The sequence below is a fragment of the Streptomyces sp. NPDC000345 genome (assembly GCF_042898825.1).
Lineage (GTDB): Bacteria > Actinomycetota > Actinomycetes > Streptomycetales > Streptomycetaceae > Streptomyces.
The window spans coordinates 189,763-211,399 of sequence record NZ_JBIAZE010000012.1 but is presented as its reverse complement, the minus strand read 5'-3'; the positions used below and the strand labels follow the sequence as shown (position 1 = coordinate 211,399).

General features: G+C 70.7%; 13 protein-coding genes and 4 pseudogenes. 2 read left to right on the top strand and 15 right to left on the bottom strand.

Annotation, left to right across the window (positions count from 1 at the left end; genetic code table 11):
• Positions 1-97: 97 nt before the first annotated feature.
• The 12 genes and pseudogenes from ACFY30_RS27630 to ACFY30_RS27575 all read right to left on the bottom strand — a co-directional run bounded on the left by ACFY30_RS27630 (position 98) and on the right by ACFY30_RS27575 (position 16,198).
• Positions 98-3,211 (bottom strand): RICIN domain-containing protein, encoded by a 3,114-nt coding sequence (locus ACFY30_RS27630; RefSeq protein ID WP_390847840.1) that lies wholly within the window; start codon positions 3,209-3,211, stop codon positions 98-100.
• 111 nt (positions 3,212-3,322) lie between these two features.
• A complete protein-coding gene (locus ACFY30_RS27625; protein ID WP_390847839.1) occupies positions 3,323-5,137 on the bottom strand; it encodes an amylo-alpha-1,6-glucosidase in 1,815 nt (604 codons plus the stop codon).
• 107 nt (positions 5,138-5,244) lie between these two features.
• Positions 5,245-6,006, bottom strand: coding sequence for a carbohydrate ABC transporter permease (locus ACFY30_RS27620; RefSeq protein ID WP_390847910.1), 762 nt, complete (start codon positions 6,004-6,006; stop codon positions 5,245-5,247).
• An 80-nt stretch (positions 6,007-6,086) separates the two neighbouring features.
• Positions 6,087-7,070: a carbohydrate ABC transporter permease gene (locus ACFY30_RS27615; RefSeq protein ID WP_390847838.1), complete on the bottom strand. Its 984-nt coding sequence runs from the start codon at positions 7,068-7,070 to the stop codon at positions 6,087-6,089.
• A 19-nt stretch (positions 7,071-7,089) separates the two neighbouring features.
• Positions 7,090-8,333 (bottom strand): annotated as a pseudogene (locus ACFY30_RS27610) (extracellular solute-binding protein).
• A gap of 169 nt (positions 8,334-8,502) precedes the next feature.
• Positions 8,503-9,558, bottom strand: a complete 1,056-nt coding sequence (locus tag ACFY30_RS27605) for a LacI family DNA-binding transcriptional regulator (protein WP_390847836.1) — start codon at positions 9,556-9,558, stop codon at positions 8,503-8,505.
• A gap of 738 nt (positions 9,559-10,296) precedes the next feature.
• Positions 10,297-12,297 carry an RICIN domain-containing protein gene (locus tag ACFY30_RS27600; RefSeq protein WP_390847835.1) on the bottom strand — a complete coding sequence of 667 codons (2,001 nt, stop codon included), beginning with the start codon at positions 12,295-12,297 and terminating at the stop codon, positions 10,297-10,299.
• 17 nt (positions 12,298-12,314) lie between these two features.
• On the bottom strand, positions 12,315-13,691 hold the full coding sequence (locus tag ACFY30_RS27595; RefSeq protein ID WP_390847834.1) for a glycoside hydrolase family 43 protein: 1,377 nt from the start codon (positions 13,689-13,691) through the stop codon (positions 12,315-12,317).
• A gap of 264 nt (positions 13,692-13,955) precedes the next feature.
• Positions 13,956-14,165: a hypothetical protein gene (locus ACFY30_RS27590; RefSeq protein ID WP_390847913.1), complete on the bottom strand. Its 210-nt coding sequence runs from the start codon at positions 14,163-14,165 to the stop codon at positions 13,956-13,958.
• 27 nt (positions 14,166-14,192) lie between these two features.
• Positions 14,193-14,765: pseudogene (locus tag ACFY30_RS27585) on the bottom strand (polysaccharide deacetylase family protein); the annotation flags it as partial.
• 335 nt (positions 14,766-15,100) lie between these two features.
• Positions 15,101-15,571, bottom strand: coding sequence for a MaoC/PaaZ C-terminal domain-containing protein (locus ACFY30_RS27580; RefSeq protein ID WP_390847833.1), 471 nt, complete (start codon positions 15,569-15,571; stop codon positions 15,101-15,103).
• Between the two features lie 201 nt (positions 15,572-15,772).
• On the bottom strand, positions 15,773-16,198 hold the full coding sequence (locus ACFY30_RS27575) for a MarR family winged helix-turn-helix transcriptional regulator (RefSeq protein ID WP_390847832.1): 426 nt from the start codon (positions 16,196-16,198) through the stop codon (positions 15,773-15,775).
• Positions 16,199-16,358: 160 nt separating this feature from the next.
• Between ACFY30_RS27575 and ACFY30_RS27570 the strand changes: the two genes are divergently transcribed.
• Positions 16,359-17,138 carry a TetR/AcrR family transcriptional regulator gene (locus ACFY30_RS27570; protein ID WP_390847831.1) on the top strand — a complete coding sequence of 260 codons (780 nt, stop codon included), beginning with the start codon at positions 16,359-16,361 and terminating at the stop codon, positions 17,136-17,138.
• Here the strand turns inward: ACFY30_RS27570 and ACFY30_RS27565 are convergent.
• The 3 genes and pseudogenes from ACFY30_RS27565 to ACFY30_RS27555 form a co-directional block, all read right to left on the bottom strand.
• Entirely contained in the window at positions 17,125-18,627 is a 1,503-nt protein-coding gene (locus tag ACFY30_RS27565) for an FAD-dependent monooxygenase (protein WP_390847830.1), read from the bottom strand. The genes ACFY30_RS27570 and ACFY30_RS27565 overlap by 14 nt on opposite strands.
• A 170-nt stretch (positions 18,628-18,797) precedes the next feature.
• Positions 18,798-19,210: pseudogene (locus ACFY30_RS27560) on the bottom strand (acetoacetate--CoA ligase); the annotation flags it as partial.
• A pseudogene (locus ACFY30_RS27555) lies at positions 19,207-20,013 on the bottom strand (FAD-dependent monooxygenase); the annotation flags it as partial. The pseudogenes ACFY30_RS27555 and ACFY30_RS27560, both read right to left, overlap by 4 nt.
• A 461-nt stretch (positions 20,014-20,474) precedes the next feature.
• On the opposite strand from ACFY30_RS27555, the gene ACFY30_RS27550 reads away from it, so the two are divergent.
• Positions 20,475-21,281, top strand: a complete 807-nt coding sequence (locus ACFY30_RS27550) for an IPT/TIG domain-containing protein (RefSeq protein WP_390847829.1) — start codon at positions 20,475-20,477, stop codon at positions 21,279-21,281.
• The last annotated feature ends 356 nt before the right edge of the window (positions 21,282-21,637 follow it).

The following is a 21,637-nucleotide window of genomic DNA, read 5'->3' as shown; positions in this document are numbered from 1 at the left end:
GCCACGACCGTCGGTCGTGGCCCTCTCTCGGGGTACCGCGGGGGAGCCGGGCCTGTTTCTGCCGGCGTCGCCGCGGGGCTCGTCGGGATCCGCTCGGTCAGTCCTTGCCGGTCAGCCGCCAGATCTGGTTCTTCTTGGTGGTCAGGGTGCTGCCGGTGTCGCATGTCCATTGGTGGACGAGGGCGCCGACCGCCGTGGAGATCTCGCTGACGTCGACGCACTTGCCGCTGTTCACGGCGACGAGTTGGTAGTCGTGGCTGTTGCCGAGCGCGGTCACCGCGTTCAGCTTGAACCGCTGGTTGGTGCCCCCGTGGCAGGTCCACTGCTGGACGGCGGCCCCGTTGGCGGTGGAGTAGGCGGAGATGTCGAGGCACTTGCCGCTGGAGTGGTTGACGACCGTGTAGGTGTCGGCGGCGCCGCTGACGGCGTGGAAGTCGAAGACCTGTTCCTGGCCGCTGCCGCAGGTGTTCTGCCGGTACTGGGTGCCGTCGGCGGTGGACTGGGCGGGGTCTTCGAGGCAGAGCGAGCTGTGCTGGGCGACGGCCGTGGAGGAGAAGCCGGACGAGGCACCGATGTGCGGGTTCTGCGGGGCGAAGGAGACTTCGTCGAGGTGGGGCGCGGAGCTGGAGCGCAGGGGCTTTCCGACGTCGCTTCCGCCGCCGGAGTGGACCACGCCGATGGTGGTCCCGTCGTGGTTGTAGAGCTGCGAGGCGGTGAACCTGACCGTGTTGGCACCCTTGTTGAGGGTCACGGGGACGGTGTGGGTCGCGAACTGGTTCCAGTGCAGGGTGTTGGCGAAATTGACGCGCTTGGCGGAGCCGCCGTTGACGCTGACGTCGGCGTGCTCGGTCATGATGTCGGGGTTGCCGTAGTAGGGGGTCAGCATCTCGTTGTTGGCGTAGCGCATCGTCATGGCGTAGGTGCCGGCCGAGGGCGCGTTGACGTCAAGGGTGAGGGAGTTGGCGGTTCCGTCGCCGATGCCGGTGACGACGCCGCCGTCGGCCTGGCTGTAGGTGGTGTCGGCGGCCGCGGTGCCGGTGAGGGTGCCGTCCTCGGCCTGGTAGGTGACGACGTTGCCGGTGGTGACGGCGTCGGTGGCACTGAACGGGGTGACGGCCAGGCGGTCCAGGGCGAGGGTGCCGCTGGTGCCGGTCACCTCGACCTTGTTGATGCCGGAGTTCAGGTAGACCCGGTTGGTGGAGGTGGACCAGGCGGTGGGCGTCGCGCCGGAGAGGGTCTGGTCGTCGGCGGTCTTGCCGTTGACGGTGAGATCGGCCTGACCGGTGTTGCGGAAGCGGGATGCCAGGTCCGCGTATCCGTCGCGGGCGGAGTAGACCCAGAACGTCGCGGACTTGCCGGAGGTGAGGTTCACCGCGCCGGCCCCGGACTGGCCCTGGGAGGTGTAGGTGGCGGTGCCGCTGTCGGAGAGAACGGCCTGCTCGGCCTCGTGGAGCGTGGTGCCCTGGACGTCGGCGTCCTTGTACTGCAGGTCGATCTTGTCGATGATCGCGTCACCGACGGTCGCCGCGCCGTTGTCACCGGTGGTGGCCAGGGTGATGGTGTGGCTGCCCGCGGTGAGGTGCACGGTGGTGTCGTCGTGCCCCCACACCACCCACTGGAAGCCGACCGGGATGTCGATCCTGGCCGAGGCGCCGCCGTCGACCCGCATGTAGATGTTCGTCGGGCCCTTCACGGCGGTTGCCGTGGCGGAGCTGTTGCCGAACACCGACAGGTTGTAGTCACCGGTGGTGGGAACGGAGACGGGGAAGGAGATCACCGTGGTGGAGCCGGTGCGCAGACCGCCGACGTCCTTGGTCCCGGAGGTCGCGAACTTGGCGACGTTGCCCGTGGTTCCCTCGGTGTTGATGTTGTATCCGCTGCCGCTGAGGGTGGCGTTCTCGGCCTCGTACGAGGCCGACCAGGTGCGGTCGGAGGCGGTGGTGCTGCCGGTGCCGCCCGGGGAGACGATCACCTCGTACGCGGACATCGCGTCGAGGGTGAGGGGAAGGGTGATCGAGCCGTCGGAACCGACGGCGACGTCGGCGTCGGAGAGCCGGGTCGGGGTGGACGCCGCGCCGATGTAGCCGCTGTAGCGGTCCTGGAACACGCTGACGTGGACGGTGCTGCCGAAGACCGAGGAGGGGATGTTCTTGATGACCGTGTCGGAGTCGCCGCTGGTGCCGCCGCCGGCGAGGATGACGCGGGCCTGCTTCTTGGCCGTGTCGAGGCTCGCCAGGCCCTGGAGGGTGTACGCGTCGTTGTTCGCGGCGCCGGTGACCTTGACGGTGTTGCCGCTCATGGAGCTGTACCAGTTGTACAGCCACCACTGGGCGTTGGGGGTGTTCTGGCCGGCGGCGGAGTCGCCGAGGTGGCCGTTGATGTTCCAGTACGGCAGGTTGCCGTCGACCTTCTCGTCCTCGATGGCCGCGATCCACTGCACCATCTGACCGGGGTCGGTGAGGTGGTACCGGTAGGCGTACTCATTGAGGTTGACCGGCAGCGGTGTGGTGATCCCCGCCGCGGTCTCCAGCGCGCGGTAGGAGTCGACCGTGCTGCGCACGGCCGCCGGGCTGCCCAGGGTGTGCCAGGTCACGACGTCGGGCAGGCAGCCGTTGGCCTTGCAGTAGGTGAGGAAGCTGTTGAGGGCGGAGTCGGTGTAGCTGGAGTTGTTGGGGCCGGCGATCCGTGCCTGGGGCCAGATGCCCTTGATGAAGTCGTAGGTCTGCTCCCACTCGGCGTTGAACGCGGCCTGCGACCCTCCGTTGGTGCGCAGGCCCGGGAACCAGTTGCCGTCGGGCTCGTTGTACGGGACGAAGACGATCCGGTCCTTGTACGGGCTGGCCATCGCCTGCTCGACCTGGGTCTTCATGTATGCCTGGTATTCGGCATAGCTGGCCCGTTCGTACGGCCACCTGCGGTACACGTCCGTCATGTAGATCATGACGTCTCTGCCGCCGCTGTCCACGAAGGGCTTGGCGACCTCCAGGGCGTCCGAACCGGTGTGCTGCTGTCCGTCCTGGTACTTGGTGTTGGTGGTCTGCAGCCCCATCCCCTCGATGAGGTTGTTCGTCGGGACGTCCGGGGCGGACAGGCCGTACAGCGCCCCGGAGGCACCGCCGTGGAAGGCTCCGGTGGTGGTGCCCAGGTCGACGGTGAGGGTGGGGGTGGCGGCGGAGGCCGGCGTCGCCGTCGTGACGGTGGTGCCTGCCACGACGGTCAGCGGGAGGAGGAGCGTGGTGATGCCGTGGAGAAGGCGTCTCGTGCGCGAGCGCCTTTGCCCGGTGGGTGGCATGTGCTTACGTCCCTTCAGGGATAGGGCGGGTTATCGCTGCGCCGGCCCCCGTGCCGGACGTCTGGGTGGGTGGTCGCGCGCGGGCCGGGCGACGGTGGTGCCGGTCCCGGTGTCCACGCGGCGCAGGTGGTCGCGGGCGAGCAGCAGATAGCTGCTGGCGGTCCAGGTGTAGGCGCGATCGCGCAGACCTCGGCCGGTCAGGGCGTCGAAGTTCTCGGCGAAGCCGGAGGTTTCGCACAGGGCGCGGAAGCGGGCGCTGATCTCGTCCGCGAGGCGGGTGTGCCCGGCGCGGCGCAGGCCGTCCTCGACGAGGACGGTGGCGGGGGCCCAGATCGGTCCGCGCCAGTAGCCGTCTGCCTCGTAGTGAGGGGAGTCGGGGTGTTCGGTCGCCAGGCCGAACGCGGTGAGGTGGGCCTCGATCCGTTCGGCCAGCCGCTCGCTGATCTCGGGGGGCAGGCGGTCACCCAGCACGATCGGCATCAGGTCGAGCAGACTGGCGCTCTGGGCTGGGGCTCCGCCGTGCGCCGGGCGGCTCAGGAACCGTTCGCCGTCCCACAGTTCGTCCAGCAGGGCCGCCTGGAGGGAGTCGGCTGTCCCGGTGCGGCGCCGGGCGTCGTCCGGGAAGCCCAGTTCGGCGGCCAGCCGGGCCAGTTCGTCGAGCTGGAGGATCAGCGTCGCGGTGAGGTCGGCGGTGACGGCGAGGCGTCCGGGGTCGAAGGTGGTGGCGTTGTCCCAGCCGCTGTCGTTGCCGTGCTGGTAGTGGGGCAGGGCGGCGCCGGGTGCGCGGCGCGCCGTGAGCCAGAAATCCGTCCAGCGCGTCAGCCGGTCGTACGCCTCGGCCAGTTGCGCGGGGGTGAGCGGCTCGGGGAGCCGTCGGCGCAACTGGCCGAAGGCCCAGCCGTGGATGGGCGGTTTGACGAAGTTGTAGAGGACCTCGGAGTGGGTGACGGAGTCGGGCAGCGCGCCGCCGTCGTCCTGGTGGTCGAAGGGCAGCGAGAACTGGTCCCAGGCCAGGCCGGGAGAGCCGGGTGCCAGGGCGAGGGCGTTGAAGCAGTGGTCCCAGCTCCACACCTTGTCCATCCAGTGCTTGGACATCAGTACGGCGGGACGGGTGACCAGACCCGCGGGGCGCACGGTCGCCGACCACACGACGTAGGCGGCGAGCCCGGCGGCCGGGGTGGCGGCCGAGCGCCACGGGGCGACCGTGTCGGCGAACGCGGCGAACGACCGCCGTGCGGATTCCACGACCTCGCCGAACGCCGCCGACGGGCGGAAGGGCGCTCGTGCGCTGTCGAGTTCCTCGACCGCGACCTCCCACGCGCCGTCGGCCCGGCCGGTGACCGTGAGACCACGGTCACCGGTTCCCAGTGCCTGGGAACCGGACACCTCGGCGACCGTGCCGGACAGCACGGTGATCCGGTAGCGGCGCCCTGTCTCGTACGAGGTGAACACATGCGCGTCGTCCACCGGATCGCGGTAGAAGTAGGTCCCGCTGAAGGGGGTCAGGGCCGCCGCCACCGCGGTGACGCACAGACTCAGCCCGTTGCCGCGCACCCGCACGGTGTCCGGCGACTCGTAGGCGAGGGCGATGCGCCGCCCGTCCGTGCCGGTCCAGCCGAGCAGGCCGGGCGTCGCCTCGACGCGGGTCTCGGCGCGGTCGCCCGTCGCCGGGTCGAGGGGGACGAGGCGCAGGACGGCGTGCATGCCGTTCTGGTGCGAGACGAGGTGGAGGTCCTCGGCGCGCGTCTTCTCGGCCAGCACGGGAGAGATGCCGAACCAGGCGCCGTGCGTGCTGAAGGGGATGTCATGGACGGAGAAGGGCGGGCCGGTCGGGTCGGCGGTCATGACGGCGGCACTCGTTTCTTGAGCGGAGGGGGCGGTCGGCCGGGCGGGACGACGGTGCTCGCGCGGCGGCGCGTGGCAGGGCGCGGCCGCACACGGGCGGTCCGGGGTCAGTCCTTGACGGCTCCGGCGGCCACGCCGGCGGCGACGTAGCGCTGGGCGAGGACGAGGATCACTGTGGCGGGCAGGGAGGCCACGACGGCGGTGGCCATGATGGCGTTCCACTCCTGGTTGTTGTTGCCGATGTAGTGGTAGATGCCGAGGGTGATCGGCTCGTGGGCGCCGCCGCCCGCCAGGGTGCTGGCGAAGACGAAGTCGGACCAGGACCACAGGAAGGCGAACAGGGACACCGTGACGACGGCGTTGCGGCTCATGGGCAGGACGATGGACCGGAAGACGCGCAGCGCCCTCGCGCCGTCCATCTGCGCGGCCTGCATCAGCTCACCGGGGATGCCGGACATGAACGCGGTGAAGATCAGGACCGCGAACGGGACCGCCAGCGTGGAGTCCGCGACGATCAGGCCGGGGACGGACTGGAGCAGGCCGAGCTGGAGGTGGATGGCGTAGAAGCCCATCGCCATGATGATGCCGGGGACCATCTGGGCGACCAGGAGGAGGAAGCTGAGCGCGCCGCCGCCGCGCGGGCGGAGTTTCGCCAGCGCGTAGCCGGCGGGCGCGGACAGCGCCACGGTCAGTACGACCGTGCCCAGTCCGATGACGAGGCTGGTGCCGAGGTAGGGCAACTGGTCGTCCAGGACGGCCCGGTAGCCCTCCAGCGTGCCGTGCACGGGGAACAGGTCCGGCGGCGATTTGCGCATGTCCTGGTCACGGGTGAAGGACACGTTCAGCATCCAGTAGACCGGGAAGAGCATGACCGCGGTGAGGAGGAGGCCGACGGTCGTCCTGCCCCACGTACGGTGCCGGCGCTTGCGGGTGTTCACGGCGGTTCCGGTCACGACATCGCCTGCTTTCGCTGGACTCGCAGATAGACCAGGCCGAAGACCAGGGCGGCGACGACGAGCAGGTTCCCGACGGCCGCGCCGGGGCCGAAGGCGGGCAGCAGGTTGCCGAAGCCGAGCCGGTAGGACCAGGTGGCGAAGGTGGTGGAGGAGTCCACCGGACCGCCCTTGGTCATGATCCAGACGATGTCGAAGACCTTGAGCGTGTACACCAGGCCCAGCAGGAGGGTGATGGCGGAGACCGGGCGCAGCAGCGGGAAGGTGATGCTCCGGAAGCGCCGCCAGGCGCTCGCGCCGTCGAGGGCGGCCGCTTCGTGGAGACTGTGGGGGATGGATTGCAGGCCGCTGTGGAGCACGACCAGGTTGAACGGGACGCCGATCCAGATGTTCGCGATGATGACCGAGGTCAGCGACCACTGCGGTGAGGTGAGCCAGTTCACCGGGTCGAGTCCGACCGCGTGCAGTGCGGCGTTGACGACGCCGGAGTCGCTGTTCAGCATCCACGACCAGGTCGAGGCCGAAACGATCAGCGGCAGCAGCCACGGCACCAGGAACAGCGCCCGCAAGGTGGCGGAGAGCCGGAAGTGCTGGTGGAAGAAGACCGCCAGTGCCAGGCCGATGGAGTACTGGAAGAACAGGCACACCGCGGTGAACAGCACCGTGTGGGTCAGTGCCGGGCCGAAGGCCGGGTCGTCGAAGACCTTCCGGTAGTTCTCCAGTCCGGTGAACGGCGCGTCGCCCTGGACGAAGGAGCGGACGGTGTAGTCGCGCAGGCTCAGATCGAGGTTGCGGTAGAGGGGATAGGCGTAGAAGAGGGCGAGGTAGAGGGTCACCGGGGCGAGGAACGCCCAGGCGGCCCACTGCTGGGAGGCGGGACGGCGCCGGGTCGTGGTGCGGGCCGGGGGCGGGGCGGCGATCGCCGCCCCGTTCCGGTCGAGCACCGGCCGGCGCTCCGGAAGGTGTGTGGTGTGCTTCATCGGCTGGCCGGAGTCCTGGTCACTTGACGGCGGACTGTGCTGAGCCGAGCGCGTCCTTCGGCGACGCCGATCCGCTGAGGGCGGACTGGACGGCCTTCCACATCTGCTCGGAGATCTTGGGGTACTTGGTGCCCAGGTCGTCACTGGTGCGGCCCTTGGCCGCCTTGACCGCGTCGACCCAGGGCTTCAGCTTGGCGTCCGCGGCCACCTGCTTGGCCTGGACCTCCTCGGTGGGCGCCACGTAGGACAGCGTCGTGTCGGTGTCGAGCAGGTTCTGGCTGTTGGTCAGGCAGGACACGAGCTTCTGCGAGGTGGCGTAGCGGCCGGTGTCGCCCTGCACCGGGATGGTGACGAACTCACCGCCCGTCGGGGCCGCCGCGTCGCCTCCCGAGGCGCCCGGAACGGGTATGACCCCGTACGCGAAGCCGGCCTTCTCGGCGTTGGCGAGCTGCCAGGTGCCGTTCTCCGCGAACGCGTAGTCGCCGCTCGCGAACTCCTGCCAGCTGGTGGTCTGGGTGTTGTTGATCACCGAGTTGGGGGCGTAGCCCTTGTCCAGCCAGTTCTTCCACAGCGCCAGCGCGGAGACCGCCTGGTCCGAGTCGAGTGCGGTCAGGTCGGCTCCCGCGCCCCAGAACCAGGGCAGGAACTGGAAGCTGCCCTCCTCGGTGCCGATCGCGGAGAAGGTGATGCCCTTCTTGCCGGCCTTCTCGACCTTCGCAACGCCGCCGTCAGCGACTTCCAGTCCTTGACGGAGGCGATGTCCACCCCGGCCTCTTGCAGGACCTTCTTGTTGTAGTAGAGGGCGAGCGTGTTGGCGCCGATCGGTGTGCCGTACGTCTTGCCGCCCGACTGGCCGGCCGCGAGGAGGTTGGGGTTGACCTTCGAGGTGTCCAGCTTGTTGTCGTCGGTCGTGGTGAGCACGCCCGCCTCCGCCAGGGTCGACACCACCGGGTTGTCGACGATGAGGACGTCCGCGGAGTTGTCCTGCTGTGCCGCCAGCAGCGCCTTGTTCGTCAGGTCACTGGTGTCGAACGCGGTCCGCTTGACCTTCACGCCGGCCTGTCTGCCACAGCCGTCCAGCAGCTTCGCCCACGCCGAGCTCTTGTCGAACTGCGGGTACGGGTCCCAGATCGTGTACGTGCCGCCGTCCGCGGCCTTCGTGGTGGTGCCGCCCGCGCCGGAGGAGCACGCGGTGGCGCCGGCGGTGACGGCGACGACGGTCAGGACTGCGGCGGTGAGACGCCGTCTGGCAGATCTGTTCATTGCGTGTTCCTCATGGTTTTGGCACAGGTGTGCCCTGGAAATCGGCACAGGTGTGCCCGGGGAGGGGTGTCAGGGGAGGGGTGTCAGGGGCTGCTGGGGTCGCCGCACCGGGGCGGTGAGTCCGCCGGTACGGCGTGTGGAGGGTTCGAGGGAGGGTGCGGGGTGACGGTCAGGGGTGCGTCGGGTCGCCGAGACCCGCAGCGGGGTCGGCGGGCAGGGGGCCGGCGGGCGCGGTGCTGGCTCGCAACGAGATCGGCGGCGCGAGCAGGTGATGCCGGGCCGGCGTCTCGGGGTGGTCGAGCCGCTCGACCAGCAGCTCGACGGCGAGGCGGCCCATCTGCTCGGCCGGCACGTCCGCCGCGGTGAGCTGCGGGGTCACCGTCTCCGCCCACCGGCTGGCCACGACCCCTGTGACGGAGAAATCGCGCGGCACATGGCGGCCGGCCTGGGCCAGCCCCCGGTAGAGGCCGCCGAGCGCGGCCTCGTTCAGGGTGACCAGGGCCGTGGTGGCGGGGTCGTCGTGCAGGATCCGCTCCAGACAGGCCAGGCCCGAGGCGGCGTCGTCCCCGCAGCAGTACGTCCGGACGGTGAGGCCGCGTTCCGCCGCGGCCTTGGCGAACCCGTCCAGCCCCCGGTGGGCGGACTCGTACCCGGCCCGCAGGAGCTGTTCGGGCCGGTTGACGAAGGCGATCCTGCGGTGGCCGAGGTCCGCGAGGTGGTGCACGCAGGCCGCGGCCAGTGCCGTGTGGTCCAGGCCCACCCACCAGCCGCCCTCCGGGTGGGCGGTGCGGCCGATCGCGACGGAGGGGAAGTCCACCGCGGTGAGGTGGTCGAGCCGGTCGTCCCGCAGCCGGATCTCCATCAGGATCGCGCCGTCGACCCTCCGCTCGCCCAGCAGTCGCTGGAACGAGCGGTCGCTGTCCGCACCGCTCGGAGAGAGCAGCACGTCGTAGTCGTAGGCCGCGGCGGCCTCGGTGACGCTGCCGATGAAGTCCAGTTGCATGCCGGTGTAGTGGTTCCCGGCCGGCGGGAAGACCAGACCGATGGTGTTGGTCCGGCCGTTGGCCAGCGCCCGCGCACTCGCGTTGGGCTGGTAGCCCAGCTCGTCGATGACCCGCTGGATCTTCTGACGGGTGTCCTCGGACACGGGGCGCTTCCCGCTCAGGGCGTACGACACGGTGCTCCGCGAGACACCGGCCCGCTTGGCGATCTCACCGATGTTCACGGGACTCCTTGCCGAGGTCGGTCGAACCGGTTCGACGGTTCCGGGAAACGAGATCGGCCTGGTGCCGATCGTCGAACCGGTTCGCGTGAAGTGAAGGTAGGAGCAGCCCGGGAAGGTGTCAACGCTTCACGCCGAATTTCTCGTAACAGCCCGGAAATGCCGATCCGCGGAGGCGTCATGCCTGGTCTGCCCCGGTGTGTGCCGCTCATCGGCGCGCCGGGTGCCGGTTGCGACGGCCGGGGACCCGCGCGGGCCCGTCGGGGCGGCTGCCCGTCCGCGGCCCACGAGATCCGTGTCGGCTGTATTGCCGACCGGACACCTCGGTGCTAGCTTCCTCGAACCGGTTCGATGATTCCCTCGAAGGGAAGCCGTCGGGAGGTGCTGGTGGCGGCCGCAGAGGCAGAGCTGCCGGCTGCTGAGCTTCGGCGACGACATCGAGGGCACCGCCGCCGTGGCGCACGGCGCACTGACCACGGCGGTGCGGGTGGCGGGGACCCGGCTTGGATGATGGTGGCCGCCGCCCGCGCGGTGGGTGACCGCGCCGCCCGGTTCACCACGGACGGCAGCGGCGCCCCGCGCCGCTGCCGCCGCCCTTGCGGGAGATGCGGGACGCGGCCCCGCGTACGCACCGCCTCCCGGAGGGTGCCGGCCGTGAGTGGGGCCCCGGCGGCCGGAGAGCCGGTCGCCGGGCCCCTGGGTTGGCGCGGGCGTGGGGAGTTCACGCCGTCGCGGTGGAGGTCAGCTGAGGGTCCACTTCTGGTTGGTCTGTCCGTTGCACGCCCACAGAATCAGCTTGGTTCCGTTGGCGGTCGCCCCGTTGTCGGCGTCGAGGCACAGTCCCGACAGGTCGTTGGTGACGGTGCCGTCGGAGTGGACGGTCCACTTCTGGTTGGCACCGTCGTTGCAGTTCCAGATGATGACCTTGGTTCCGTTGGCGGTGCCGTTGTTGTCGGCGTCCAGGCACTTGTTGCCGTAGACGACGAGCTCGCCGCGTGAGGTGTGCGCGAAGGTCTCGTTCTGTCCGCCGAAGCAGTCCCACAGGATGGCCTGGGAGCCGTCGGTGATGGTGTTCTGCTCCAGCCCGACGCAGCGGTTCGAGGCGGTGCCGACGAGGGCGACGCCGTCGGTGCCGGGGACGGCCTGGACGCGGATCGCGTCGATGTCGGGCGCGGTGGCGCCGGAGACCGCGGCGAAGCGCACGGTGTTGGTGCCCTTGGCCAGGTGCGCCAGGACGGACACCGTGCGAGAGGTCGTGGCCGAGCCGGTCGGCGGGAAGGAAACCACCTGCCGGTACTGGCCGTTGACCTGGAGGGTGGCCTTGCGGGCGGTGCTGCCGCCGTTGGCGTAGGTGATGTCCACCAGCTTGGTGCCCGCCGCGCCGGTCGTGACGGCACTGAAGGAGGGCGTGGCCGCCGTGCCGGTGTCCTCGTAGGTCGAACCGGACGCTTCGGTGCCGGAGACGGTGAGCAGGACGGCGTCGTTCGCCGGGACGCCGGTGGAGTAGCCCGTCGCGTGGGATCCGGCGTCGGTGCCGGTCCAGGCGTTGCGCACGGCGGCGGAGGCCGAGGTCAGGCCGAGGTCGGCCCAGCGGACGGTGATGTTCGCGGCGGAGCCGGTGCGGTTGAGCAGCAGCACGGCGCGCTTGCCGGTGCCGGCGAGGACCTTGCCGTAGACCTGAAGGTTCCGGGTGTCCTCGGCGACCTTGACGCCCTGCAGCCCGCGCGGGTCCTGGTCGATGGCGATGACCTCGCGGTTGGTGAGGATGTCGCGGGTGGTGCCGCTCATCGTGGCCACGTTGTTGCCGGCCAGCAGCGGGGCGCCCGAGATGGCCCACAGGCCCATGTGCAGCCGGTTCTGGGCGGCGGTCAGGCCGTTCATGCCGGCCATCAGCATGTCGGGGTCGTTGTAGTAGCCGGTGTGCTGGGCGGCCGGGTGCAGGCCCCGGTCGAAGTTGGTGAGCATCATGCCGGTGGTCGGGGTCTGGCCCCACAGGATGACGTCGGTGCTGGTGCGCCACAGGTCGCCGTAACCGGCCGCCCAGTTCCACGGCCGCCCGCTGCCCCACTCGCAGAACGACAGCACCAGCCCGCGGCCGGTGACGGCGGTCGCGGCCTCGTTGGCGGCGGCGATCGCCTTGTACGTCGTCTCCTGGTCGAGGCCCTCCACCTGGCCGCCGCACCAGTCGATCTTGACGTAGTCGAAGCCCCAGCGCTGGAAGGTCTCCAGGTCCTGCTGGTAGTGGCCCTCCATGCCGGTGTCGGGGGCGGCGGGGCGGGTGGTGGGGTAGTAGTAGCCGCAGCCCTGCTTGCCGGCGTCGGTGTAGATGCCGGCCTTAAGGCCCTTGCCGTGGATGTAGTCGGCGACGGCCTTCATGCCGCCCGGCCACAGGTCGGCGTCGACGGAGATGGTGCCGTCGGAGGCGCGGTCGCCCTGCCACCAGCCGTCGTCGAGGTTGACGTACTGATAGCCGGCGGCCGCCATGCCGGAGGAGACCAGAGCGTCCGTCTGCTGCTTGATGACGTCGAAGTCGATGCTGCTGGCGAAGCTGTTCCAGGAGGCCCAGCCCATCGACGGCGGGTTGACGGCGGCCTGCGTGGTGCTGACCGCGACCGGCTCGGCGGACAGCGGTGCCGGTGTCCCGTGACCGGTCAGGGCCGTCAGGCCGGCCACGGCGAGGGCGAGGGAGAGCACGCGCACGGTGACGCGTCCGGCCCAGCCACGTGCGGAGGTGTGCGACATGGGGATGCCTTCCCTGGTCAGTGACCGACGCGGAAGGTCGCGTCCTGCCGGTCCGTGGTCGTGGAGATCGGGTCGATGCGCAGCGCGTAGTTCCAGTGGCGGAGGTAGCGGGTCGGGTAGTTGTACGACCGGAACGACGCCCAGCTCGCGTCCGCGAGACCCGGTGTGCGGTGGAAGGTCGCGTCGGCGGCGAACGTCGAGGTGCCGTCGTTCTCGTCCAGTTGGAGCGCGTAGTTGTAGTGCCGCAGGTAACGGGTCGGGTGGTTGACCGACCGGAAGGAGACCCCGGAGCTGTCGGCGAGCCCGGGGACCAGGGTCCACAGGGAGTCCTTGTACGGCTCGACCGGATACGCGTCGATCCGGCCCAGGTAGTCGGAGTGGCGGACGTAACGGGCGGGGAAGTTGTAGGACTTGAGTCGGTTCCAGGCCGGGGCGCCCCACTTGGCGAGCAGGTTGTCGTACTCGGTCGTGGTGATCGTGGTGATGCCGCAGTGCTTGGAGTTGACCGGCTGGGTGTAGGTCTTCTGGTCGAGGGCGGTCCAGGTGCCCGCCGACAGGTCGGCCGACTGCCAGGCGTAGAAGACGCCGTTGGGAGTGTAGGTGTCGCCCCAGAGCCACCAGGTGCCGGACGTGAGGGACTTGACGAGCGTCGGGGCCTCGGTGCCGCCGTGCGCCACGCCGGTGCTGAACTCGGTGAAGCTGCCCGGGTCCAGTGAGGTGGATCTGGCCCCCCTCAGTGTCTGGTTCCCCTTGAAGTAGAGGTAGTTGACGCCGTTGACGCCCACGGCCATGTCGCCGTCGATGACGTCGTAGCCGGGGTCGAAGAAGACCTGCGGGGCGGAGGCGGTGACGAAGTCGGTCGTGTAGTTGACCATGATGACGTTGTGGCCGCTGCTGTTGACGGCGGAGTAGATCACCGCGTACTGGCCCCGGCCCGCGTCCCAGAACGCCTCGGGCGCCCAGCTGTGGGTGGTCATGTCGTGCAGTTTCAGCCGCCGGTAGCCGGTGAAGGTGCGCAGGTCGGCGGAGTCCCAGACGTGGATGTACTGGCTGTTGTAGCTCCAGTCGGTGCCCTTGAGGTCGGTGGCGAGGACCACGAAGGTGCCGTCCCGCTTGCGCAGCAGAAAGGGGTCGCGCAGGCCGAGGGCGCCCGCGGTGGGGGTGACGAGGGGGTTGTTCTGGTTGAGGGGCGTCCAGTTCAGTCCGTCGGGGCTGACGGCCAGGTGCAGGCCGTAGTCGGTGCCGTCGCCGAGCTTGGTCGACTCGGTGAAGTAGACCATCGCGTAGGCCGAGTCGGCGGCGTGGGCGGTGCCCGTGCCGAGGGTCAGGGCGAGGGGGACGGCGGCGGTCATGCCGAGGAGGGCACGACGGGACAACTGGGGGTCTTCGCTCATTTGTGCTCCAGGAGGGCGTGCGGAGGCACCGCAATGGCCGACATTTCGAACGGAGTTCGGAAAATCGATCAGACCGTAGGGCGTGGTCATGGTCTCGTCAATCGTCCTGTCGCGCCTTTTTGCGTGCCGGCCCGTCCGGCGACTCCGGGTGGGGGGAAGCCGGCTTCGGCCGGTGGCCCGCGCGCGAGGGTGAAGTGGCGTCCTCCTCCACCCCCGCGCCAGGCGTCTCCGGGCGGGCCTGCGCCGGTGCGGGCCCGCCGGAGGTCACATCGTGGCGCGCAGATGGCTGACGGTCACGAAGCGGTAGCCGCGGGCGGTCAGTGTGCGCGGGATCTCGGGGACGGCGGCGACCGATGTGGCGTGGATGTCGTGCATGAGGACCACGTCATTGCGCCGCACCTTGGCGATGACGGTCCGGGAGATCTTCGCGGCGTCGGGATACCTCCAGTCCTCGGTGTCCAGGGTCCACAGCACGGGGGAGAGGGTGGTGACGCCGCGGACGGTGCTGTTGACGGCGCCGGAGGGCGGGCGGAAGAGGGTCGGGGCCTTGCCGGCGGCGGCCTTGATCGCTGCGCTGGTGCGGTTGAGCTGCTAGGCGACCTGCTCGGAGCTCAGTTTGGTGAGGTCGGGGTGGTTCCAGGAGTGGTTGCCCACCTCGTGCCCCGCACGGGCCTCGGCACGCACGAGGTCGGGGTGGGCGGCGACGTTCCGGCCGACCGTGAAGAAGGTGGCCCGGGCGTCGTACCGCGCCGGGTGGGTCAGCAGGGTCGCGGTCTCCGGGGCGGCCGGGCCGTCGCCGAAGGTCAGGGCGATGCACCGGAGCCGCTTGCAGTCGGTGTCGTCGTCACCGGATGCCGTGTGGGTGGGCACGGCGGGAGCGGGTGTGGCGGCCGCTCCGAGGTCCAGCGAGCCGGATGGCCGCACGGTCTGCTGCTGGGCACGCCTGCCGAAGGCGGACAGCCAGGGGGTGACCGTCGCCTTGCGGAAGGTCACGGTGTGGGCGCCGGCGGCACCGCCGCCGACTGCGCCCCGGCCGGTCGTCACCAGCAGTCCGCCGTCGGCGGTGAAGCTCATGTGGTGGAGCAGCTCGGTGAGGCCGGACCGGTCGGTGAACGCCTCGTCCACGGCGTCCCCGTCGGTGCCCTCCTGGCTTTTGAGCCGCTTCTCCAGGGCGGCGACGAAGGTGTCCCGGGAGCCCAGGCGCGGGCCGACTCGCCGAGCAGCCGCTGCGCGCGCAGCCGCTCCCGGCCCTCCTAGATCCGGCCGGCGAGCCGGGCCGGTAGTAACGGCCCTCGAAGGGCCCTTCGGTTTTTTCCGGGGCCGTCGTCGACCCCTCGATGCCTGCGCGACGGCCGGTCAGGGCGCCGTGCCGCGCCGGCCCGTCCAGCCCACCGGGGCACACCGGTCCCTCAGGCCGCACTGCCTCTGCTCCCGCCTGTCGGCCGGTGTTCCCAGAGCGTCTCTCCCCGGACCTCCATGACGACGGTGCCCGACGCGTTGGTGAGGGTGCCCCGGCTGCGGACGACGGCGGTGCCGTCGTCGCGGGGGCGGACCTCCACGATCTCCATCGTGCCGTGCAGCACGTCCCCGGGCCGGACCGGCGCCCGCATGCGCAGAGAGCCGATCTCCCGGCCGGCGACGAGGGCGGCGCGCGAGAACACCGCGTCCACCAGGAGACGCTGCAGGAGCGCCGCCGTGTGGAAACCGCTGGCGATGAGGCCCCCGAAGCGGCCCGCGGCCGCCGCGGCCTCCTCCGTGTGCAGGGGGAGGGGGTCGAAGCGGCGGCCGAAATCCAGGATCTCCTCCTTGGAGACCGCGGTGCTGCCCAGCTCGAACACGGTCCCGGGCCGGAGGTCCTCGGCGTACAGCACGGCACTCACCGCGGTTCCGGCGTCGGCGCGGGCCCCGCGTCGGCACGGCGACGACGCGGCACGTCCGGCGCGGGACCGGACCCTTCCTGGCCCTGGTGCGGGGTGCACCGGTGAAGGCCCATGCCCAGTCGCACGCCGGCCTCCGTTCGTCTCCTCGTCGCGGTCACAGATGACGGCCCGGCCCCGTCGCCGGACGGGCAGGGCCGGACATCAGTCGACCTCCGTGACGAACCGCCAGAGCAGACGGCCGAACGTTTCGACGTCCTCGTCCGGCCACCGGCCGAGCCGCTCCTCGAGCCCCTTGCGCTGGTGCTGCCTGACGCGAGCCAGGCGGGCGCGACCGGTGTCGGTGAGTTCCAGGAGCTTGGTCCTGGGCCGCGACGGATGGGCCCGTCGGCGCAGCAGGCCGTCTTCTTCCAGGCGGGACACCTGACGGCTGACGGTGGACTTCTCCAGGCCGTATCGCTCCGCCAGATCGGAGGCGGTCGGCTGGGGGAAGGAGCCCACGTACGACAGCATCGTGTACGCGACGAAGGACAGGTCGTCGTACATGTTGTTCGCCCGCGCCTTGGCGTTGCGGGAGAACAGGATGATCGCCTCGTGGATCACGTCGAGGGGTTCGTCGCGTGGCGGCATGGCGCCAGCATGGAGTTGTACGAAGCAACTGTCAAGGTTGTGTCGTACAACTCTCGTACCGGGGCCGTCCCGGAGCCACCGCGAAACGGATACGCTAAGGCCGAAAATCCTGTTCCCGATACGTGCCGACAGCAGCTCCGGCTGAGAGGGGGACCGCGTCATGGCTTCGCAGGCCCAGCCGGTTCCGGGAAGTCCCGCCTGGTGGGCGAGCCGGACGCCCGCCCCTGCCTACCGGCGCGGACGCCCCCCGATGGACGCCGGGCGGATCGTCGACACCGCCCTGAAGCTCATCGACGAAGTCGGGATCCAGGCGCTGACCCTGCGGATGCTCGCCGATGCCCTGGACTCGGGCACGGCGACGCTCTACCGGCACTTCAACGGCAAGGACGAACTCCTCGCTCTCGTCGCCGACAGAATCCTGGGCGAAGTCCACGTCCCCTCCGAAGAGTTGGACGGCCTGTCCTGGCGGGAAGCCGTGTCCGTCGTGGCCGACGCCTTTTACGGCACCCTGTGCCGGCACCCCCACGCGCTGTCCTTGCTGGCGGCCCAGGTCCCCGTCGGCCCCAACGGTCTGCGGGCCAGGGAGCGGCTCATCACCCTGTTCCTGAGCCACGGCTTCCCGGTCGGCCTGGCCGCGCGGGCCTTCACCGCCATCGGCCACTACGTGATCGGCTTCGCCGTCCAGCAGCACGGCCCAGGCTCCCCGGGTCCCGAGGACCAGACGCAGTTGCGGGACTACTACGACTCGCTCGACCCGGCCGCCTATCCGGCCACGACGGCGGCGGCCGACGAGCTGACCTCCGTACCGCTGCCCGAGGAGTTCCGGTTCGGCCTGGACCTGCTCCTCGACGGACTGGAGAAGGCCAGGCTCAACTCGCCGCGGGACCCTGAAGAAAGGCGACCGTCGGGAACACCAGGGACGGCTGTCACCTCGGGGTGAGTGCCTTGGCCGCGGTGGCGAACGAGGCCGCCCAGTCGCTCGTGATGATGCCGCCGATGTATCCGTCGGGCCGGATCAGGATCAGCGCGTCGCCGTCGACGCCGTAGATGTCGGTCAGTCGGCCGGTGCCGTCGGTGAGGTGGGCACTGTCGACTCCGCGCCCGCCGCGGACGGCGTAGCGGCGCAGTTCGGCACCCTCGGCCGGCCACGTCAGACGGGGCAGAGCCTCGGCGGCGTCCGGGCCGAAGGCCAGCACGGTGAAATGCGGTCCCCGGAAGATGTCGAAGAGGCGGCTGGTGCCGGGCGCGGTGCACGGCGCGTCCGGCGCGCGGTCGCCCACCCGCAGGGTCCTGGTGGCCGGAGCGTCGGCGGGGGCGAGCGGGCCGCCGCGGTAGGAGAGCGAGAGCTGCCGCTCCTCGTCGCCGCGCTTCAGACCGGCGACACGGTGCTCGCTGAGGCTCTGGTAAAGCTCGCTGGACCTGCCGAGGACGCCCGCGGCGACCGGGAGCCGTTCGGCCTCGTAGCTGTCGAGCAGGCTGTCCGGCGCGCCGGCGATCGCCTGGCCGAGCTTCCAGCCCAGGTTGTAGGCGTCCTGGACACCGGTGTTGAGTCCCTGCGCGCCGGCCGGGGTGTGCACGTGGGCGGCGTCGCCCGCCAGGAACACCCGGCCCTTGCGGTAGTGCTCGACGAGCCGGACGTTGGGCCGGAACACCGAAACCCAGGTGATGTCACGGAGCTTGAGGCCGGTGAGCGCGTGGAACCGGTCGGCCAGGGCGGCGTGGTCGAGGTGGGGGGTGTCGCCCGGCTTCAGCCTGATCATCACCTGGAACCGGTCCGAGTGCGGCAGCGGGCACGCTCCGGCTGATGCCTTGGGCCACATGTGCCACCGGTCGCGGGACAGGCCGTCGATCGCGCAGTCGATGATGAGGGTCTTGTCGGAGTCGTCGGTGTCCCCGGCGAAGCCGAGTCCGGTGACCGTGCGGACGGCGCTCGCTCCGCCGTCGGCACCGACGAGGTACGTGCTGCGCACCCGCTCGCCGGTGGAGAGCGTCGAGGTGACGCCGTCGGTGTCCTGCGCGAAGCCGTCCAGGGCGACCCCGTACTCGATGCGCAGTCCGAGGCGTCCGAGCAGGCGGTGCAGGACGGCGTCGGTGCGGTGCTGCGGGAGCAGCAGGATGTTCGGGTAGGGAACGTCCGGGGTCGGCTTGTTCCGCTGCTGCATCTTCCACGGCACGGTGACAGGCCCGAGGTGCAGTCCCGCCGGCGGGTAGGGGCCGCCCTCCGCCAGTGCCTCGCGCAGCACGCCGAAGTCCTCGAACACCTCCTGGGTGCGGGGCTGGACTCCCTTGGCGCGGGAGCCCTCGAAGGCGTGCGGCGCCTTGTCGACGACACGGACACGCAGGCCGCGCCGTAGCAGGTCGGCCGCGAGGGTGGAGCCGGTCGGGCCGCCCCCGGCGACGAGGACGTCGATGTCGTGGGCTTCTGTCATGGTGATCGACCTCGATCGGCTCTCTGGACCCGCATTGCGGCTACGGTGTATCCGTAAGTTTCGGATACACCGTAGCCGTTTATGGGGGAGGGGGGCAAGCACTCGGGCCGTCGGCCGGGTGGCACCGCCGACGGGGTTCTGTCGTCGGTCGCCTGCGCTCGTCGCCGAAGGGTGTCGGGGGGACAGCCGACGACCCGGTCGCCCCAGCCCACGCCAGATCGCGCAGGGTGGCGGCGACGGAGGCGACCTGGGCGCACAGTTGCTCCCCGGAGACCTCGTAGCCGGCCCCGGTCTCGTCCAGTGCGACGATCGCGGGCCGGTCGTCGCCGAGGTGACGCAGGGCGTGCTGGGTGTAAGTCGAGGGCGGCTCCGGTGAACCAGCGGGCGCCGGGCATCCTCTCCTCGGCCGGCACCTGCTCGTACGGGGTGGCCGCGCCGACGTCGAAGTACTCCCACACCGGCGGCTCGGACGCCCCGGTGCCGTGACCCAGGGACCGAAGGCCGCGAGACGGCTGTGGGTGCCGGCCTTCGGGTCAGGGGCCCTGAAGGGCTTCCCCGGCGGGGTGGGCTGTGCTCCGGTCATCGCGATGCGCTCCTCGACGGGGGTGCGGTGGCGGGCGGTTCGGCGGGGGAGGGGAGCCGGGCGCCGCACAGCAGCGGCGCCCGGGTTGCGGTGTCCGTGAAGTCGGCGGCGCCCGCCGGGACGACGTCCACGACGACCCGGTCGGGACGCAGTAGGACGGCGTCCGCCCGGCCGCCGCTCAGCCAGGCGGCGAGGACGCCGTCGTCGCCGAGGTCGTCCGTGCCGACGATCCGCGCGCCGGTCGCCTCGGCGGCGGCTCGCAGCCAGGGTGCGGCGGGGACGGCACTCAGGACGGCGAAAGAGTCGTCGAGCAGCTCGTCGAGGCGGCTCCGCCCGGCGCCGGCACCCACCCAGGGCTGCGGACAGCAGGTGCCCGCCAGATCCCGCCGCCCCGGGCGGGCGCGCCGCCGTACGGGGGCGCTCCGGCTCAGGGCCGGAACGAGGTCACGGCCGGCCGCCTCCCGCGGGGCGGGTGTCCGGCAGGCCGTGCTCATGAGGCTCCGGCGCAGCGCGGCGGCACGGTCCTGGCCGCGGTCATGGCCCAGCCCATCGCGACGGCGAGACGGATCATGTGACGGGCGTGCGGCCTGCGTTCGTTCTCACAGGTGTCCAACAGGCTTTCATCGGCGCCCTGTCGGAGGACGTGGCCGATCTTCCACGTGAGGTCGTACGCGTCGCGCATTCCCGCGCACAGGCCCTGGCCGATGAAGGGCGGGGTGAGGTGGGCGGCGTCGCCGAGCAGGAAGACACGCCCCCGGCACCAGCGGTCGGCGACACGAGGCCCGGAAGACGTACTCGGCCTGCCCGCAAGGGCGCACGCAGGAGCTGTTGAAGCTCGTTGCGGGCCGTACGGCTGAGTCAGCGCTCGCGCGCCCCGCCATACGGGTGATGTTCCGTCAGTTCTCTTGTCACGTCATCACCCGCATGGGCCAATGGAGATGTCCGGTGGGCGGCCCATCCCATTCGGGACAGCGCGTATCGCTGATACTCGCGACCTGTATGCGCGTCAGCAGCACATGCAGCTGCGCTCGCAGCCCATGCCGAGAGCTGAGCGACGCGTCCTCGACAGCTCATCGAAGACCGTCACAGCCGACAGAAGTCGTGGCCCTCGCCCGGCACTGTGATCTCTCAACGCCGCACCCGGGCCATCTCTCTCCCCCCGCCGCCGCAGCGCGTGCCGCCCCGGCACGAAGCCGTGCGGGCATCCGCGCGGGGAGCGGCTGATGCGCCTCGCACACCAACAACCCGATCCAGGAGGACAGCCATGTCTGAAACCACTCTGCTCCCCGTCCTGTCGCAGCCGACGCTGATCGCCGCGGTCCCCGGCTTCGGGCCGACCACGGGCGGCAACTCCGTCCTGCTCCTCGGCACCAACCTCGGAGGCGCCACCTCGGTGACCTTCGGCGGCACGCCCGCGACCATCGTCTCCCAGGACCTCTTCGGCTTCCTGATCACCGTGACCGCACCGCCGCACGCCGCCGGCAACGTCCCCGTCGTGGTCACCACCCCGGCCGGCGCCAGCACTCCCGCGAACTACACCTACGTGGGACCCGTCGTGCCCCCGCCCCCGAGCATCCTCGTCTTCACCCCGCCCGCCGGCCCGACGACCGGCGGTACCCCCTTCACGATCGTGGGGACCAACCTCACCGGCGCGAGCGTCACCTTCGACGGCGTCCCGGCCATCGGGGTGAACGTCATCGCGGGCGTGGTGCTGACCGGTGTCACGCCGCCGCACGCCGCCGGGAACGTGCCGGTCGTCGTGACGACCCCGGCCGGCAGTGCGACCGTCGCCGGCGGATTCACCTACGTCAGCCCGCCGCTGCCCACGGCGGTCTCCATCACCCCGGCCACCGGTCCTGTCGTCGGTGGTACGCCGGTCGTCATCGTCGGCACCAACCTCGCCGGTGCGACCGTGACCATCGGTGGTGTCCCGGCCACCAGTGTGGTCGTCGACGTCACCGGCACCATCCTGACGGCCGTCACCCCCGCCGGGGTGGCCGGGAACGCGGCGGTCGTCGTGACGACCCCGGCCGGCAGTGCGACCGTCGCCGGCGGATTCACCTACGTGTGACCGATGCGTGTGCGGGCCGGACGGCGATCGCTGTCCGGCCCGCACCCACGGACGGGCGGAAAAGAAGAGCCAAGAGGCATTCGTCACGGCAACGAGCGGGATATAAAAGCATATTCTCGGTCATTATTGCGGTGATTCGTCCGGGAAATACGCTCCTCGGTGCGCCCCACCGATCGGGTGACAAGAGGGGGAATCTCTTGCGGCATATTCCACGCCCTGCGTTACTGAACGTATCCAACCGGTGGGCAGCCCAGCCTCTCCGGGGGGCGGGGTATCCGGTCCGGCCGCTGCCTGCCTTGCGCGTAGGGCGGCAGCGTCGAGTTGGTGCCCCGATGGGCACCCCCTCAGAGGCGTGG

Bases quoted from the DNA above. Each gene is read 5' to 3' on its own strand.
- ACFY30_RS27625 (WP_390847839.1), bottom strand. From the start codon at position 5,137: ATGACCGCCGACCCGACCGGCCCGCCCTTCTCCGTCCATGACATCCCC.
- ACFY30_RS27620 (WP_390847910.1), bottom strand. From the start codon at position 6,006: ATGCTCTTCCCGGTCTACTGGATGCTGAACGTGTCCTTCACCCGTGAC.
- ACFY30_RS27615 (WP_390847838.1), bottom strand. From the start codon at position 7,070: ATGAAGCACACCACACACCTTCCGGAGCGCCGGCCGGTGCTCGACCGG.
- ACFY30_RS27600 (WP_390847835.1), bottom strand. From the start codon at position 12,297: ATGTCGCACACCTCCGCACGTGGCTGGGCCGGACGCGTCACCGTGCGC.
- ACFY30_RS27595 (WP_390847834.1), bottom strand. From the start codon at position 13,691: ATGAGCGAAGACCCCCAGTTGTCCCGTCGTGCCCTCCTCGGCATGACC.
- ACFY30_RS27575 (WP_390847832.1), bottom strand. From the start codon at position 16,198: ATGCCGCCACGCGACGAACCCCTCGACGTGATCCACGAGGCGATCATC.
- ACFY30_RS27570 (WP_390847831.1), top strand. From the start codon at position 16,359: ATGGCTTCGCAGGCCCAGCCGGTTCCGGGAAGTCCCGCCTGGTGGGCG.
- ACFY30_RS27565 (WP_390847830.1), bottom strand. From the start codon at position 18,627: ATGACAGAAGCCCACGACATCGACGTCCTCGTCGCCGGGGGCGGCCCG.
- ACFY30_RS27550 (WP_390847829.1), top strand. From the start codon at position 20,475: ATGTCTGAAACCACTCTGCTCCCCGTCCTGTCGCAGCCGACGCTGATC.